This is a genomic window from Microbacterium sp. P5_E9 (genome assembly GCF_054049175.1).
This window is the reverse complement of record NZ_JBFUMV010000002.1, coordinates 249,566-265,314: the sequence shown is the minus strand read 5'-3', so window position 1 is coordinate 265,314 and position 15,749 is coordinate 249,566. Positions and strand designations below refer to the sequence as shown.

At 67.5% G+C, this 15,749-nt stretch carries 15 protein-coding genes and 2 tRNA genes; 7 read left to right on the top strand and 10 right to left on the bottom strand.

Features of this window, described 5'->3' with window-relative positions:
- Window positions 1-58 precede the first annotated feature (58 nt).
- The 4 genes from ACXJ3V_RS04480 to ACXJ3V_RS04465 all read left to right on the top strand — a co-directional run bounded on the left by ACXJ3V_RS04480 (window position 59) and on the right by ACXJ3V_RS04465 (window position 4,188).
- Entirely contained in the window at window positions 59-964 is a 906-nt protein-coding gene (locus tag ACXJ3V_RS04480) for a 2-dehydropantoate 2-reductase (RefSeq protein ID WP_457099058.1), read from the top strand.
- A complete protein-coding gene (locus ACXJ3V_RS04475) occupies window positions 961-2,259 on the top strand; it encodes an alpha-amylase family glycosyl hydrolase (protein WP_457099057.1) in 1,299 nt (432 codons plus the stop codon). Before ACXJ3V_RS04480 ends, ACXJ3V_RS04475 begins: the two co-directional genes overlap by 4 nt.
- 121 nt (window positions 2,260-2,380) lie before the next feature.
- Complete coding sequence (locus ACXJ3V_RS04470) at window positions 2,381-3,001, top strand: TetR/AcrR family transcriptional regulator (RefSeq protein WP_457099056.1); 621 nt, start codon at window positions 2,381-2,383, stop codon at window positions 2,999-3,001.
- Between the two features lie 143 nt (window positions 3,002-3,144).
- Window positions 3,145-4,188 (top strand): glycosyltransferase, encoded by a 1,044-nt coding sequence (locus ACXJ3V_RS04465; protein ID WP_457099055.1) that lies wholly within the window; start codon window positions 3,145-3,147, stop codon window positions 4,186-4,188.
- 158 nt (window positions 4,189-4,346) lie between these two features.
- Here the strand turns inward: ACXJ3V_RS04465 and ACXJ3V_RS04460 are convergent, their stop codons facing one another.
- The 4 genes from ACXJ3V_RS04460 to ACXJ3V_RS04445 are packed head-to-tail and all read right to left on the bottom strand — an operon-like array spanning window position 4,347 to window position 7,926.
- Entirely contained in the window at window positions 4,347-5,189 is an 843-nt protein-coding gene (locus ACXJ3V_RS04460) for a sugar phosphate isomerase/epimerase family protein (protein ID WP_457099054.1), read from the bottom strand.
- A 31-nt stretch (window positions 5,190-5,220) separates the two neighbouring features.
- Window positions 5,221-6,216, bottom strand: coding sequence for a transketolase family protein (locus ACXJ3V_RS04455; RefSeq protein ID WP_457099053.1), 996 nt, complete (start codon window positions 6,214-6,216; stop codon window positions 5,221-5,223).
- Window positions 6,213-7,109: a transketolase gene (locus ACXJ3V_RS04450; protein ID WP_457099052.1), complete on the bottom strand. Its 897-nt coding sequence runs from the start codon at window positions 7,107-7,109 to the stop codon at window positions 6,213-6,215. The genes ACXJ3V_RS04455 and ACXJ3V_RS04450 overlap by 4 nt, the downstream gene beginning before the upstream one ends.
- Window positions 7,110-7,155: 46 nt before the next feature.
- Window positions 7,156-7,926, bottom strand: a complete 771-nt coding sequence (locus tag ACXJ3V_RS04445) for an SDR family NAD(P)-dependent oxidoreductase (RefSeq protein ID WP_457099051.1) — start codon at window positions 7,924-7,926, stop codon at window positions 7,156-7,158.
- Window positions 7,927-8,097: 171 nt separating this feature from the next.
- On the opposite strand from ACXJ3V_RS04445, the gene ACXJ3V_RS04440 reads away from it, so the two are divergent.
- Both ACXJ3V_RS04440 and ACXJ3V_RS04435 read left to right on the top strand, forming a co-directional pair.
- Window positions 8,098-9,438: an MFS transporter gene (locus tag ACXJ3V_RS04440; protein ID WP_457099050.1), complete on the top strand. Its 1,341-nt coding sequence runs from the start codon at window positions 8,098-8,100 to the stop codon at window positions 9,436-9,438.
- A gap of 79 nt (window positions 9,439-9,517) precedes the next feature.
- The gene (locus ACXJ3V_RS04435; RefSeq protein ID WP_457099049.1) at window positions 9,518-10,174 is read left to right on the top strand and encodes a GntR family transcriptional regulator; all 657 of its coding nucleotides are present in this window, start codon (window positions 9,518-9,520) and stop codon (window positions 10,172-10,174) included.
- A 37-nt stretch (window positions 10,175-10,211) separates the two neighbouring features.
- On the opposite strand, the gene ACXJ3V_RS04430 is transcribed toward ACXJ3V_RS04435, so the two are convergent.
- The 5 genes from ACXJ3V_RS04430 to ACXJ3V_RS04410 form a co-directional block, all read right to left on the bottom strand.
- On the bottom strand, window positions 10,212-10,496 hold the full coding sequence (locus ACXJ3V_RS04430) for a type II toxin-antitoxin system Phd/YefM family antitoxin (RefSeq protein WP_457099048.1): 285 nt from the start codon (window positions 10,494-10,496) through the stop codon (window positions 10,212-10,214).
- 82 nt (window positions 10,497-10,578) lie between these two features.
- A tRNA-Met gene (locus ACXJ3V_RS04425) sits at window positions 10,579-10,652 on the bottom strand.
- Window positions 10,653-10,686: 34 nt separating this feature from the next.
- A tRNA-Thr gene (locus tag ACXJ3V_RS04420) sits at window positions 10,687-10,758 on the bottom strand.
- 64 nt (window positions 10,759-10,822) lie between these two features.
- On the bottom strand, window positions 10,823-12,022 hold the full coding sequence (locus tag ACXJ3V_RS04415) for a M23 family metallopeptidase (RefSeq protein ID WP_457099047.1): 1,200 nt from the start codon (window positions 12,020-12,022) through the stop codon (window positions 10,823-10,825).
- 325 nt (window positions 12,023-12,347) lie between these two features.
- Window positions 12,348-13,142, bottom strand: a complete 795-nt coding sequence (locus ACXJ3V_RS04410; RefSeq protein WP_457099046.1) for an inositol monophosphatase family protein — start codon at window positions 13,140-13,142, stop codon at window positions 12,348-12,350.
- Window positions 13,143-13,192: 50 nt separating this feature from the next.
- Here ACXJ3V_RS04410 and ACXJ3V_RS04405 point away from each other — a divergent pair, with 50 nt between their 5' ends.
- Window positions 13,193-14,776: a phytoene desaturase family protein gene (locus tag ACXJ3V_RS04405; protein ID WP_457099045.1), complete on the top strand. Its 1,584-nt coding sequence runs from the start codon at window positions 13,193-13,195 to the stop codon at window positions 14,774-14,776.
- 12 nt (window positions 14,777-14,788) lie between these two features.
- Here ACXJ3V_RS04405 and ACXJ3V_RS04400 read toward each other — a convergent pair whose 3' ends face one another.
- Entirely contained in the window at window positions 14,789-15,748 is a 960-nt protein-coding gene (locus ACXJ3V_RS04400; RefSeq protein WP_457099044.1) for a hypothetical protein, read from the bottom strand.
- Window position 15,749: the final 1 nt, after the last annotated feature.

The following is a 15,749-nucleotide window of genomic DNA, read 5'->3' as shown; positions in this document are numbered from 1 at the left end:
GCCGCGCGGTGGGCTGCGGCTCGGGAGCCCGCCGTTAGGCTGACCGTGGGAGGGGCAGATGCCGACCATCGCCGTCATCGGACCGGGCGCAGTGGGCGGCGCCATAGCCGCCTGGCTCGCCCAGAATCCCGAGAACGATGTCACGGTCGCGGCCCGCACCCCGTTTCGCCGGCTCGTCGTCGATGTGGACGGCCACGTCCTGCGCGCCACGCCGCGGTTGATCACGGAACCCGCCGAGTCCGCCCCCGTGGACTGGGTTCTCGTAGCGACGAAGGCATACGCCGTGCGCGGCACGGCGATGTGGTTCCCGGGATTCACCGAGGCCCACACCCGCATCGCGATCCTGCAGAACGGCGTCGAGCACGTCGAGCGATTCGACCCGTACGCCCCCACCGAGCGCCTGCTGCCGGTGATGGTCGACCTGCCCGCCGAGCGAGGAGCACCCGGCCGAGTGAGGCAGACGGGTCCTGCTCACCTCGCCATCGCTCGGTCGCCCGACGGTGCCGACTTCGCCGAGCTCTTCGCCGGCACCGGCATCGAGGTGACGCAGGAGGATGACATGAGATCGGTGCTCTGGCGCAAGCTGTGCCTTAACGCGGCCGGTGCGATCTCGGCTGTGACCCTCTCGCCACCGCGCATCGCGCGGCATCCGGCCATCGCACGGTTCATGCACGAAGTCGTGGAGGAGTGCGTCACCGTCGGCAGAGCGGAGGGCGCGAATCTTGAGGACGAGATCGCCGATCGGGTCGTCGCCGGCGCGCAGTCGTCCCCGCGTCACGCGGTCAACTCACTGCACGCCGACCGGCTCGCGGGAAGACCGATGGAGATCGACGCGCGCAACGGTGCGATCGTCCGGATCGGACGGCGGCACGGCATCCCAACCCCTCAGAATGCCCTGCTCGTTTCGCTCCTCGAGGCAGTGACCGTGGTTGGGCAGCCGCCCCTCGGTACGGTCGAGGGATGAGCGATGCTCCAGTCTCCGGCTTCGATGGGCGCGAGCCTGGTTGGGTCGAGCACGCGATCTGGTGGCGTGTGTATCCGCTGGGGTTCGTGGGCGCCTTCCCCGAGACGTCCGCAGGACCAGCGACGGCGGACGAGCACCGGCTGCTGCGCCTGATCCCGTGGCTTGACCACGTCATCGAACTCGGCGCATCCGGGCTTGCGCTCGGCCCGATCTTCGCGTCATCGACACACGGATACGACTCGCTCGATCACTTCCGGATCGACCCGCGCCTCGGCGACGATGGCGACTTCACGACTCTCGTCACCGAGGCCCGCGCGCGCGGCCTTCGAATTCAGCTGGACGGAGTCTTCAACCACGTCGGCCGCGGGCACCCCCTCGTCGCGACAGAGTCCGAAGCTGTGAAGCGAACGAAGGACGGCCGGTTGGTTCCGTTCGAGGGTCACGACGCCCTCGTTGAGCTTGATCATGCCCGGCCGGCAACCAGGCGCCTCGTCATCGACGTGATGCGGCACTGGTTGGACCGTGGCGCTGACGCGTGGCGGTTGGATGCCGCATATCGGGTGCCTGCGGACTTCTGGGCGGCCGTGCTGCCCGAGGTCCGCCGCACCCATCCGGAGGCGTGGTTCGAGGCGGAGGTGATCCACGGCGACTATGCCGCGTTCGTTCGCGATGGGACGGTGGACAGCGTCACGCAGTATGAGCTGTGGAAGGCGATCTGGTCGAGTCTCGACGAGCGCAATCTCTGGGAGCTCGCCTGGGCCCTCGGGCGGCACAACGAGATGCTCGACGTCTTCGCGCCGACCACGTTCATCGGCAATCACGACGTCACCCGAATCGCGTCGGCCATCCGCGACCCGCGCCACCACCCGCACGCGGTCGTCCTCCTCGCGACCTTGGGGGGCACGCCGACGGTCTACGCCGGAGACGAGTGGGGGTTTCGCGGCGTCAAAGAGGAACGCGCCGGCGGCGACGACGTGATCAGACCGGAGTTCCCGGTCGACGGACCGAGCGCCCTCCCGATCCCCGACCGATCGTTGGCGCCGCTCTACAAGCAGCTGCTCGGGCTGCGTCGAAGGCACCCGTGGCTGCACCGCGCGAAGACCTCGAAGCCGCGGGCGCTCAGCAACGAGCATCTCGAAGTCGACGTGGCCTTCCAGCGGAACCGGCTTACGATCGCCCTGAACCTGGCCGACGCGGAGTTCCCGCTCCCGGTTGGCACGCTGCTGGCGTCGGACGCGGCGACGGCACAGAGTGCCGGGCGGCTCGCTCCGCACGGGTGGGCCATCCTCGACTGACCCGATCTGAGTGGCTCTCCCGACACTTTCGCGTTTACACCTATTGACGTCAAATGAGATTTGGCGTTATCGTGCACTTACGCGAAATGATTCGCACTCGCCTACATGAGGAAGCCCTGCGATGACCGGGCCACAAGTCCCTGCCCCCCGCTCGTATCGGATGCGTGCCCGTGCCGACGCCGCGGAGCAGACGCGGCTGCGCATCATCGGCGCGGCGATCGAACTCGCGTTCGAGAAGCCGGTCGCTGCGATCACTCTCCCCGTGATCGCAGAGCGAGCGAGGGTCTCGGTGCAGACGGTCCTGCGGCAGTTCGGCAGCCGCGAGGCACTGATCGACGAGGCCGCCGAGTCCGGCCGCGCGGCGGTGCGTGCCGAACGGCCCGCCGATCCCGATGACATCGAAGGGTCACTCGACGCCCTGATCGAGCACTACGAGGCGCGCGGTGACGGAGCGCTCCTGCTGCTGGGCCAGGAGGGCTGGGACCGGATCGCTGCGGACCTCACACGTGAGGGCAAACTGCTGCACCGGGACTGGGCGACCCGCACGTTCGCGCGGACCCTCGACGCGCTTCCGGATTCACGTCGAGTGGAGACACTCGATCTTCTCGTGGTGGCCACAGACGTCTACGCCTGGAAGCTGCTGCGACGTGACCGCGCCCTCACGCGCGGCGACACGGCATCGCGGATGCGGATGCTCGTCGAAGCGATCATTTCCACCGCGTCCGCAGAGATCCAGGAGTAGATCATGTCCACGGACTTCATCGAGACGCGGATGCGGGCGCTCGTGGCACGGGTGTTCGCATCATCAGACCAAGGGGGCGCGTCGTGACATCTGTACTTTTCGTTACATGGGATGGCGGTGGCAACGTGCCGCCAATTGTTCTGATGGCTCGCGAAGTCGCGAGGCGCGGCGGCTCCCCACGCGTGATCGGCCATCCTTCGCAACGGGCCGCGGTCGAGGCAGCCGGTCTGGACTTCGAGGCGTACCGGCGGGCGAAGCCATGGTCCGTGGTCGCGCCGAAGGCAGGGCTGCGCGCCGATCTCGGCTATGCCGCCGTATTCGGCGACCGCGGCATGGGAGAAGACGTCGTCGACTTGGTGCGGCGCAACCCGGCTGATCGGATCGTCGTGGACGGCCTGCTGGTCGGGGTCATGTGGTCGCTCGCGCGCGCCCACATCCCGTACACCATCCTGATCCACACCCTTCGATCGGTGATGTTCGGAGCGCTGGTCAGCGGCCCGCTCGGGATGATCATGCGGCTCAGGGGCTTCCGGCCCCGTGACCTCTATGCAAGCGCCGAGGGCGAGCTGGTCGCTACCGAACCGACGCTCGACCCAGGATCCGACCAGCTGCCGCCGTCCATCCACTACACCGGTCCCATCATTCCGGCAGTCGCCGCGCCCTCCCATGCGTCGACCCCTCCGACCGTCCTCGTGAGTCTCAGCACCACATTCGTCAACGGGCAGGTCGAGCTCCTCCAGACCATCATTGATGCCCTCGCTCCGCTCGAAGTCCATACGGTGGTCACCACAGGGCCCGCCATCGACCCACTCGCACTTCGACCGGCCGAGAACACCGTCGTCCACGCGTTCCTTCCACACGCCGACGCGATGGCGGGTGCCTCGTTGGTGATCGGGCATGGCGGACACGCAACGACGATGCTGGCTCTCGCGCACGGACTCCCCCTGCTGGTCATCCCCACCAACCAGTCCTTCGACCAGCCCGCGATCGCAAAGATGATCGCCTCACACGGCTTCGGCCTCACCCTCCCGAAACGCGCGTCGGTGAAGCAGATTCGCACCGCGACCACAGAGTTGCTGAGCAATCCCGGCTACGCCGCCGCGGCCAGGGAACTGGGCGACCAGATTCGCTTGCGACCTGCCGCAGAAAGGGCCGTCGACACACTCACCGCCGCCCACAAGAGCTGACCAGTTGATCTCCAGGCGACCAGCACAAACACGGAGTGTCGGATAGCGCCGGCTGACCGACGACAAAAGAACCCCAGTCACCCGCGGCGAGCGGCGGACTCGACGAGCTTGGAGAAGTTCGCGCCGACTCGGCACCCAGCCAGGTAGAGAACATGTGCCTACCACCGGGCATTGAGGTAGTCGACAGCGGCCGTGATCTCCTCTTCTTTGCTCGAGTACGGGGAGTCACGTGTCTCTAGTTCGAGGACGATGTCCCCGATGTAGCCTGTGTTCGCGAGGGCAGTGAACAAGCGTTTGAAGTCGACTCGGCCCTGCCCGACCACGCGACGGATGTCGCCGCTGACGGCATCGCGGAGGTGGACGATCCCCGCGCGAGGCGCGAGCAGACGCCACGCGTCGACGACGGATTCGTCGGCAGCCTCGATGTGGGAGACGTCGAATGCCAATTCGATGTCGGGATCGAGTTGGTTCATCAATGCGATCGCACGGCCGACGGTGTCGACCGGCCGCCCGAAGTAGGGTGCTTCGACCGCGAGTCGAACACCTCGTTCCTGAGCACGGATTGCAACGTCGTTCAGTGCGTCGGCCATCCGGGCGATCTGAGGATCCTTAACCCGTCGCGGTGATTTCTCCCCCGCAGGGAGTACTAGGAGGGGGCTCTCCGTCTCGGCAGCGAACTCCGGGAGAAGATCCACCCGATGCATGACGTCCTTGATGTCGTCGAATCCGTCGAACGATCCGGGATCGGCGTTGACGCTCGCCGACCGGAATCCTGAGTCGGCGAAAACCTGCGCCGCGCAGCGCATTTCGTCGCGCGATCCCATCACTGGGACGTGCTCGCAGAGCCCACGGAGCCCAACGAGATCCACAGTGTCGAACCCGAGCTCACGAGCGACGCGGAGGGCTCGCTCAAAGTCGTACTGACGCAGACAGACGGTGGAGAGTGTGAACGGATGTGCGGAAGATGCCTGCGTCGGGGTCGACCCGACCGTGTGGGTCATCCCAGCCGGAGGATGGATCGACACGTCGAGCTCACCCCAGTTCGCGCAGCACGGTCGCGACGATCGAATTCACCGCTAGGCCGTATCGCTCGTGGAGGGTCGGGAGCGCACCCGCGTCGAGGAACTCGTCCGGAAGCCCGACGGGCACCACACGGCGAGTGACGCCGCGGCGCACCAGCGCCGAGGCGACCGTCTCGAAGAGTCCTCCAACCACCGTGTGGTTCTCGAGCGTCACCGCTAGCCGGAGTGTGTCGATCTCGCGGATCACGGTGTCTTCGTCGAATGGCTTCAGCGTCGGAGTGTGGACCACCGCGACGTCCACCTTGTGGGCAGCCAGGGCCTCGGCCGCTTGCAGCGCGCGCATCGTCATGAGCCCGCTGGAGATGAACACGACATCTGCACCTGGGCGGACGACCTTCGCTTTGCCGAGTTCGAACGTGTAGTCGTACTCGTCGAGGACTGTCGGCACGTTGCCGCGCAGCAGGCGCAGGTATGTTGGCCCCGGGGTTGCGGCGAGCTGGGGCACGGCCTGCTCGAGGTCGATCGAGTCGCACGGGTCGACGATGGTGAGGCCCGGGATGCCGCGGAAGATCGCGACGTCCTCAGTGGCCTGGTGACTGGGACCGTATCCGGTGGTCAGGCCAGGAAGTCCACCGACGATGTTGACATTCAGGCCGGGCTCGGCGATGTCCAGGCAAATGAAGTCATACGCCCTACGCGCGGCGAATACCGAATAGGTCGACGCGAACGGTACGAGTCCCACTTCGGCCATACCTGCGGCGGCCCCGAAGAGCAGCTGCTCGGCCATGCCCATCTGGAAGAAGCGCTCTGGGAACGCTTCCCGGAAGATGTGCATGTCGGTGTACTTCGCGAGGTCGGCGGAGAGACCGACGACGCGGTCGTCCTTCCCAGCGAGCGCCGCCAGCGCGTGACCGAACGGCGCGGATGCCGTCTTCTGACCGGGATCGGCGAACGAGGCGATCATCGCCGAGGTCTTGAGCTTCGGCTTGGCTGCAGTGGTGCTCATGATGCCGCTCCTTCGGCCGCGGTCGCGGCATCCGATTCGAATCCTGCGATCAGCTGGGCACGGCAGATCGCCCATTCCTGTTCCTCGATGCGCATGAAGTGGGATTTCTCACGCGTCTCGAGCAGCGGCACGCCGCGGCCGACCTTCGTGTCGCAGACGATGACATGAGGTGGGCCGACCGGATCGGGGTCGCCGATAGCGTCGAACGCGCGGAGCACGGCCCCCGGGTCGTTGCCGTTCACGCGCTGGGTGTGCCAGCCGAAGGACTCCCACTTCTCCTCGACCGGTTCGATGTTCAGCACGCCCACGGTGGGACCGTCTGCCTGAAGCGCGTTCATGTCGACCAGAGCGATCAGGCGGCCGAGTTGATGGGATGCCGCGCCCATGGCGGCCTCCCATGTCGAGCCTTCGTTGAGTTCCCCGTCGGAGAGGAAGTTGATCACGCGCGAGTCGCTGTCGAGGTGGCGGAGCCCGAGCGCCATGCCCACTGCCACGGTGAGTCCGTGTCCGAGCGATCCGCCGGAGATCTCCATACCGGGCGTATAGCTCGCCATGCCCGACATCGGCAGACGGGAGTCGTCGGATCCGTAGGTGTCGAGTTCTTCGACGGGGATGATCCCGGCTTCGGCCAAGGCGGCGTAGAGGCCGATCGCGTAGTGACCGGTGGAGAGGAGGAAGCGGTCGCGCCCCTCCCAGTGCGGGTCTTCCGCGTGGTACCGCAATTGATCGGCGTACACGACGGAAAGCATGTCGGCGGCGCCGAGCGCCTGGCCGACGTAGCCCTGGCCCTGCACCTCGCCCATTGCGAGTGCGTTCAGGCGGATGCGCTGTGCGGCTTCGCGCACGCGGCTGAGCCTCGTTGTGAGGTCGAGCACGGTCGACGCTGTGGTCATGGTCGGAACTCCTTCGTTCGGTCGCAAGTCTGAATCGGGTCGGCCGTCAGTGCATGTGGCTGCCGCCGTTGATGTCTACCGTCGTGCCCTGCAGGTAGCTCGCGCCTTCGCTGGAGAGGAACACGATCACCGCTGCGATCTCGTCGGGCGTCGCAGTGCGTCCGAGCGGGATGGCGTCGACGATTGCGGCCTCGATCTCGTCAGTCGTCCCCACTCGGATGTTGGTGTCGACCGCGCCCGGCGTGACGGCGTTCACAGTTACTCCGCTGGAGCCGAGTTCACGCGCCAGTGCCTTGGTGAAGCCGAGGATCGCCGCTTTGGCTGCCGAGTACGGGACCTTGCCGAAGACGCCGCCACCGCGCTGCGCTGAGACTGACGACATATTGATGATGCGGCCGAACCCCTGATCGATCATGTCGGGCAGGAACGCCCTGGTGACGAGATAGGTGCCTGTGGCATTGACCGCCAGGACCTTGTTCCAGAGGTCGAGGGTGGTCTCAAGGAATGACACCGGTGAGGTGATGCCAGCGATGTTCGCGAGAGCGCCCACGGGCGGCAATGCTCCGTCGGCCACCCGCGCGCCGATCGTCCGCTGTGCTGACGCCACAGAGGCTTCGTCTGCCACATTTACGGGGCCACCGTATGCCGCCACGCCATGCTCCGAAGCGATGTCGGCGGCGACGCGAGCGGCGAGTTCGCCGTCGAGGTCCAGGATCGCGACGGCCCAGCCGGCCTTCGCGTATGCCCGAGCGGTCGCCTGCCCGATGCCTCGTTCTGCTGCTGCGCCGGTGAGGACGGCGGTGCGAGTGAGTGTCATGAGTCTCCTGCCTTCTGCCGCTCCGTTGCGGCGGCATGTCGATAGTACGACGAATTTACCGACAGTTCAATAGTTGACTGTTTGATTGTTGACAATGACGGAATCTGCTCACATACTGGCTTCACCGCTCGCGCCGCGAGTCGGACACAATGACGTGAGAGAGGCAGAGAGATGAGCGAAGCAGCCATCACGATGCGGGGTGTGGTCAACGGCACTCCCGAACGAAAGCGCGTGGCAGTCGGTTCCGGCGTCGGCGCGGTCATCGAAACGTACGACTTCATCGGGTTCGGCACTGCCGCGGCTCTCTACTTCGGGACAGCGTTCTTCCCCGGCTCCGATCCGGTCACCGGCACACTGCTGTCGTTCGCGACGCTCGGCGTCGGCTTCGCCGCCCGACCGATCGGCGGGATCATCGGCGGACACCTCGGCGACCGCGTCGGCCGGAAGCCCGTCCTCGTGGGATCACTGATCGTGATGGGCCTCGCCACCTTCGCGATCGGCCTGCTGCCGACGTACGCGATGGTCGGCATCCTCGCGCCGATCCTCCTGGTCATCGTCCGCATCATCCAGGGCCTTGCGTTCGGCGCCGAGTGGGGCGGCGCGATCTTGATGACCTACGAGCACGCACCATGGCGCTTCAAGGGAGGCTTCACCGGCATCGTGCAGGCGGGCTTCCCTGTCGGTCTGCTGCTGGCGAACCTGGTCTTTCTCGTCAGCGTCCACTTGCCCGGCGACTGGGCGTGGCGCGTGCCATTCCTGGCCAGCATCCTCCTGGTCATCGTGGGCCTCATCATCCGCGCCAAGGTTCCCGAGTCCCCCGTGTTCGAGGACGTCAAGTCCGAGGGAAAGGTCCTCAAGGCGCCGATCATCGAGGTCATCAAGACCGACTGGGGCAACATCCTCCGGGGCATCGGCCTTCGCGTCGCTGAGACCGCCGGCTACGCGATCTCGATCACCTATCTGATCTCGTACCTGAACACGAACAAGATCACCGAGAGTTGGCAGACGCTGACCGCCCTGTGCATTGCGGCAGCAATCGGCATCTTCGCCACCTGGGGATGGGCGCGACTCACCGACAAGATCGGACGACGCCCGCTCTACCTCGCCGTCACCGCGATGGGTGTGTTCTGGGGATTCCTGATGTTCCTCGGCGTGAACACCGCCGTCTACCCCATGGTCATCGTGGTCATCGTGCTCTCCTACGCCGTGTTCCAGAATGCCCTCGCCGGAGCTCAAGGCGCATGGTTCCCCGAGCTGTTCAACGCCAACACCCGCACCTCTGGGGCGTCGCTCGCCTACCAGATCTCCGCCATGGTCTCGGGCTTCACGCCTTTCATCACGACTCTCCTGTTCGGAGCTTTCGGTTGGGTGGGACCAGCCGCGTTGTTCGCGCTCTATGCGCTGATCGGATTCATCTCCGCCTTGGTGACACCCGAAACGTGGACCAAGGCGCAGCGCGAGTACGCCGCGCAGGCATCTTCTGAGGCACGCGAGCTCGAGCCGGCGCGATGACGACCGAGATGTGATGAGAGGGCGGCGGACTCCGCGGAATACGCCGCCCTCTCTAGACTCAACCTGAGGGGGGCGAGCGATGACCGACGGACCAGCGATCCTGGGTCTGCAGCGCAACACTCTGCGCATGCAGGCGATCGAGGCGCTCCGCCGAGCCATCACCACCGGTGAGCTTCCCCCGGGTTCCCATGTCTCCGAGATCGAGATGTCCGCACGCCTCGGCATAAGCCGAGGCACCCTCCGCGAAGCCATGCGCACCCTGGAACTCGAAGGCCTGCTGACAACCGGTTCCCGCGGGCGACTGCTCGTCCGGCTCATGGACGAGGAGGAACTCCGAGACCTTTTTCGGGTGCGGGCCGCGCTGGAGGCGCTCGCCGCCCGTACCGTCGCGCAGAGTCCAACACGCGAACAAGCTGTCACGGACCTCAGAGCCGCCGCGGATCGCATGTCGCTCGCCGAGAGCGAATCTCTGGAAGCCCGGATGCGGGCAGACCTCGACTTCCATCGCGAACTTTGCCGCCTCAGCGGGAACGCAACGCTCGTCAGGGCATGGTCCGCCCTCGAAGGCTCCATCCTGATGTCGATCACCCGCTCCGGAATCGAACGGGCCGTTCAGAACATGGACGTGCCGCGCCACCTCCAGATCGTCGATGCGATCGCGACAGGCGACGCCGAGCACGCCTCCGCCGCAGTGGAATTGCACATGCGACTGGCCACCGAGACCCTCGTGTCCTGAACTGCGCTGCGTCCAGTCCGGACTGATCCCGGTGCGGTCACGCAGGCAGCCTGCCGGCCGCGATGAGCGCGGCTCGAACCTCATCGGCAGTTGACGTTTCGCCCGCATCCAGCTCCTGGATGCCTCGGCGGATCGCTTCGACCTCCGACGCGCTGCTCAGCACGTCGACCGTTTCCAGCAGCGAGTCGTAGTCATCGGCGCTCATCAGCACCGCGGCACGATCCCCATTGCGGGTGACCTCGAACCGTTCACGGGTCGTCACGGCGGACTCGACGACCTTGGAGAGATTCGCCCGGGCATCTGCCAACGAAAGCGTCGTCATGTACAGAATTCCAGCGCAGGAACGTTCAGCTTTTCGGGAGCCGCAAACTAAAGAGCCCCGGATTTCCGGGGCTCTGAACTTGTAGCAGGAGCGGGGCTTGAACCCGCGACCTCACGATTATGAGTCGTGCGCTCTCACCAACTGAGCTACCCTGCCACACGGCATCCGGTCGCAAGAATTGGATGCTGCGAGCCCCGAGTCAGGATTGAACTGACGACCCCTTCCTTACCATGGAAGTGCTCTACCACTGAGCTATCGGGGCGTGCTGCCCGCGAGCAGGCAACTAGAAGAGAATACCAGAGCCTCGGCATCCCACTTAATCGGCGTCAGCCGAGCGACGACCTTCCCGCGTTCGCACGCAGCCATTCGATCGGGTCGATGGCGGTGTCGCCGCCGGCCAGAATCTCGAAGTGCGTGTGGGCGCCGAACGAGTGACCCGTGTCGCCCGTCTCGCCGAGGATCGTGCCCGCCTCGACGTGCTGACCCTCGGCCACCTTGATCGAGCCGTAGAGCATGTGCGCGTAGCGGCTCGAGATGAGCTGACCGTCGATGATGTGGTCGATGACGACCTCGACGCCGTATCCGCCGCCGCTGCTGGTCGCGGTGCGCACCGTGCCGGCAGCGATCGCCTGGATCTCGGCGCCCTGTCCAGGCACGAAGTCCGCACCTTCGTGCATGCGACCAGACCGCATGCCGAACCCGTAGGTGATCGGCACACCGACCGCGAACGGCCATTGGATTGCGGCGTTCGGGTCGTTGACGAAGAAGTTCGAGTAGTTGCTGATGCCGAGCTCGGATGCGATCTCGCCCAGCGACACTGTCGAGTAGTTCTCGTCGCGCTCGATTCCGGCGCTCTCGATCGTCGACGGCGTCACGTAGGCCTGAATGTCCTCGTTCGCCTCAACATCGCCCGCCGCGGTCACGGTAGCTGCGGGGTTGTCGGAATCGGCCACGGCGAGTGCGTCGGCGGGAGTCGTCATGCCGACTGCCAGCAGGCCCACGATTCCCATCACACCGACCGAGAACGACGCCGTCGCCAACTGACGCCTGCGTCGACCCGGAACTCGCTCGGCGGGGGTAGCGGCCCCCTCGGCATCGACCGCCGCCTTGGGTGCGGGCGCGGCATCCTGCTTCTGCACCGGTGTCTCGCCCGTGAACGCGAACAGTCGCGCGGCCATCTCGAACTCGTCGACGACGGATGCCGGATCCTCCGTCGCAGGTTCTGTCTGCGGTGCGCGGGCCGCTGCGGGCGCAGCCTGCTCGGCCGCCTCCGGCTCAACCGCGGGCACAAGCGTTTCCGCTTCGAGCGCCGGTTCGGGCTCGACGGTCGGCTCGAGGAGCTCGAACGGCTCCACCGCGACGAGGACGGGCTCGAGGTCGGCACGCATGGCGGCCTGCTCGGCGACAGCGATCACGGCATCGACGACGGCCGCGGCATCCGGAATCGAGGATGCGGGCGCAGCGGTGCGGGAGTCACTCGGAGTCGCCCACACGGTCGACTGGGGCCCGGTCTCGGACGCACGCATCGCGCGAGCATCGCGGCGGCTCAGCGGAGCCACGGGACCCGCGGTCGGCGCAGACGCGACGGGGGTTCGACTGGATCTGCGCGTGCGCGCAGGCTCAGCCATCGTGGGTTCGAAGGGCAAAACGCAGGCTCTCGGGGTCGAGTCGCTAATGGGGCAACGAAGTCGGTCGATGTGCTCTGATCACCCTCGCCGTTCGGGCGGCAAAGGTAACGAATAGATAAACACTACCCTCTCCGGCCTGGGAAAGCGGTGTGCGGAGGGGCTGTGGCGCTGATATATCTCCTCAGGTTGCGCCGCCTGCCGGTGCGCAACGCCGCCGATCCGCTCAGTCGATGGCGGCCTCGAGCAGTCGTTCGAACATGCCGGGACCCGAGGCCACGATGAGGATGCGACCCCGCGCGTCGGCCGGTGCGCCACCGACCATGCCACCGGCCTCCTCGACCAGGAGCGCACCCGCGGCGTGATCCCACGGTTGCAGTCCGCGCTCGAAATAGCCGTCGAGTCGGCCGGCGGCGACGAACGCGAGATCCAGCGAAGCCGCGCCGATGCGGCGGATGTCACGGGCCAGGGGCATCACCCGCGCGACGCGGGCGAGGTCGGTGGCGTGCGTCGCCGGGTCGTAGCCGAAGCCGGTCGCGAGGAGCGCACCCGCATCGCTCGGCTCGGCGTTCACCACGAGCCGGCTCTCCCCCAGCCAGGCGCCGCCACCGCGGGAGGCGCGGAAGAGCTCGCCCGACGCCGGGTTGAAGACGGCTGCGGCGAGCGCCTCCCACCGACCGGGAACGGGCTCGCCGGCGACCGCCGCGATGCTCACCGCGTAGGACGGGATGCCGTAGGCGTAGTTGACGGTTCCGTCGATGGGGTCGACCACCCACGTTATGTCGGTAGAGGCGCGTTCCGCGCCGGACTCTTCGCCGAGGAATCCGTCCCCCGGCCGTTCGGCTGCGATCCGCGCCCGGATGAACTGCTCGACTTCCCGGTCGGCCTCGGTGACGATGTCCGCGATGGCCGATTTCGTCGCAGCGATCGATACCCCTTCGCTCCGACGCCGGCGGGCGAGCTCGCCCGCCTCCTGGGCGATCTCGACGGCGAGTGCTTCCAGGTCATGTGCGAGGGGCATGGCTCCACGGTATCGCCGCAGCTCGGGACGCGTCGGGTTACCGTAGGCGGATGAGCACCGCGAGCGCTGCCACCCACGATGTCGTGATCGTCGGCGGCGGGCACAATGCCCTGGTCGCCGCGGCCTATCTCGCCCGGGCGGGGCGCACCGTCGTCGTGCTCGAGCGCCTCGACCACACCGGCGGCGCGGCCGTCTCGGAGCGGCCGTGGGCGGGCGTCGATGCCAAGCTGTCGCGCTACTCCTACCTCGTCAGCCTGCTCCCCCAGCGCATCATCGACGACCTCGGCCTCCGGATCGAACTGCGGCGGCGCCGCTACTCCTCTTACACACCCGATCTGCTCGATCCCGCCCGAGGAATTCTGGTGGATTCCGCGGATGCCGCGGCCACCACGAACTCGTTCGCCCGCACGACCGGCGACCCCGACGAAGCCGCGCGGTTCGCCGCGTTCTACGAGCGACTGGCCCCCCTCGCGTCGCTGATCTTCCCGACGATGACCCAGCCGCTGCTGCGCGCCGAGACGCTGCGGGCGCGACTGGGCGACGACGCACTCTGGGACGACGTCATCGAGCGCCCGCTCGGCGACCTGCTCGGAAAGTCGCTGCGCAGCGACGTCGCCCAGGGCATCGCGCTGACCGACGGGCTCATCGGCACGTTCGCCCGCAGCGATGACCCGGGCCTCCGCCAGAATCGCTGCTTCCTCTACCACGTGATCGGCGGCGGAACCGGGCACTGGGACGTGCCCGTCGGCGGCATGGGCCGCGTCACCGCGGAGCTCGAACGAGCCGCGCGGGATGCCGGAGCCGACCTGCGCACCACTGCCGAGGTCACCGCCATCTCGCCCGACGGCGAGGTGAGGATCCACAACGCGCCGCCGCTCCGCGGGCGCCTCGTGCTGAGCGGCGTCGGACCCGCCGTGCTCGCCACCCTCATCCGCGCGGGTGGCGGGACCGCGGCCCCGGACACCCCGGCCGAGGGCGCCCAGGTCAAGGTCAACATGCTGCTGCGCCGGCTCCCCCGGCTCAACGACACCACGGTCAGCCCCGAGGCGGCCTTCGGCGGAACCTTCCACGTCAACGAGACGCTCTCGCAGCTCGACCGGGCGTTCGACGTCGCCGCGACCGGCGGCATCCCGAGTCCGCTCCCGGCGGAGATCTACTGCCACTCGCTCACCGACCCCTCGATTCTCGGGCCAGACCTTCGCGCTGCTGGAGCGCAGACGCTGACGCTTTTCGGACTCCATACGCCCCACCGCCTGCTGGCAGGGCGGGATCCGGATGCCGCGCGCGCTGAGCTGCTCGCCGCGGCACAGGCGTCTCTCGACGAGGTGATCGCGGAGCCGATCGCGGACTGCGTCTACGAAGCGCCGGATGGGTCGCCCTGCATCGAGGCGCGGACCACCGCCGACCTGGAGACGTCGCTGGGGATGACCGGGGGCGACATCTTCCACGGCTCCCTGTCGTGGCCGTGGGCGGAGGATCGCGAGCCGCTCGAGGACCCCGCCGCACGCTGGGGCGTCGCCACCGAGCACGACCGGGTTCTCCTGTGCGGCTCGGGGGCCCGGCGCGGCGGCGCGGTCAGCGGGTTGGGCGGACACAACGCGGCGATGGCCGCGCTGGAGATTCTGGGGCGCTGAGGGCGCTCCCGCTCAGGGCCGCGGCGGCAGCGGCGGCCGAGGCGGGTAGCCCTCGTAGCCGGACGGCGCGGTGCCGGGGTTGCCAGGCGCGGTCGGCGCCTCGGTCGCGGCCGGCGCCTCGGGCGCCGGGCTCTCGTCGACGGACGGTGCCCAGCCGTACGGTGCGCCGCCTGGAGGCGCCACGGGACCCCACGCAGTGGGGGCGATGGCCTGCGACACCGTCGATGGATACCCGGTGTAGTAGGCGGTCCAGTCCGGCGAGCCGTCGGGCATGACCGGGAGCGGCGTCACGCCGTCGGCGTACGTCGGCCATCCGACCGGGTAGGGCTGATACGGCGAGGTGTAGACCGGCTTGGGCTTCTTCGGCGCGAACAGCGCGTTGAGGAGCGGAATGAGCACGGTGCCCAGCGCGGCAAGGATTGCCAGGGCGACGACCCAGCGCCAGTAGGTGCTGGAGAAGATGAGGTACTCGCCGAAGGCGAGGGGCAGCACGAGCATGACGGCCAGGACGATGACCAGCGCGACAGTGATGACCGCCACGGTGCGGGTGAACCCGGTGACGTACCGCTGGTGCGCCCGCAGGTAGAGCCGCACGTGCAGCAGGGCGAGTTCGAGGATGAGCACGATCAGCACGAACGCGACGAAACGCGGATGCCGCCAGCCGTAGTCGATGCCGGGCATCCAGATGAGCAGGGCGCCGAGGATGAGGATCGCGACCCATGTGATCATGCTCGCCAGCGCGAACCACGCCGGTCGCCGGGGGGCGAGATGGGTGTCCAGCAGCGCGGCGCCGGCGAACCCCGCGAGCAGCAGGATCGTCAGGAACGCCTTGCCGATGATGCCGTTCTGCGGCCCGAGCAGCACCCATAGCACGCAGACGATCGCGGCGGCGATGAGGGCGCCGATCGCGGTCCAGATCGCGACCCGGATGACCCCGGACTCGGCGGGTCCGTTCGGTTCAGGCACGCTCATG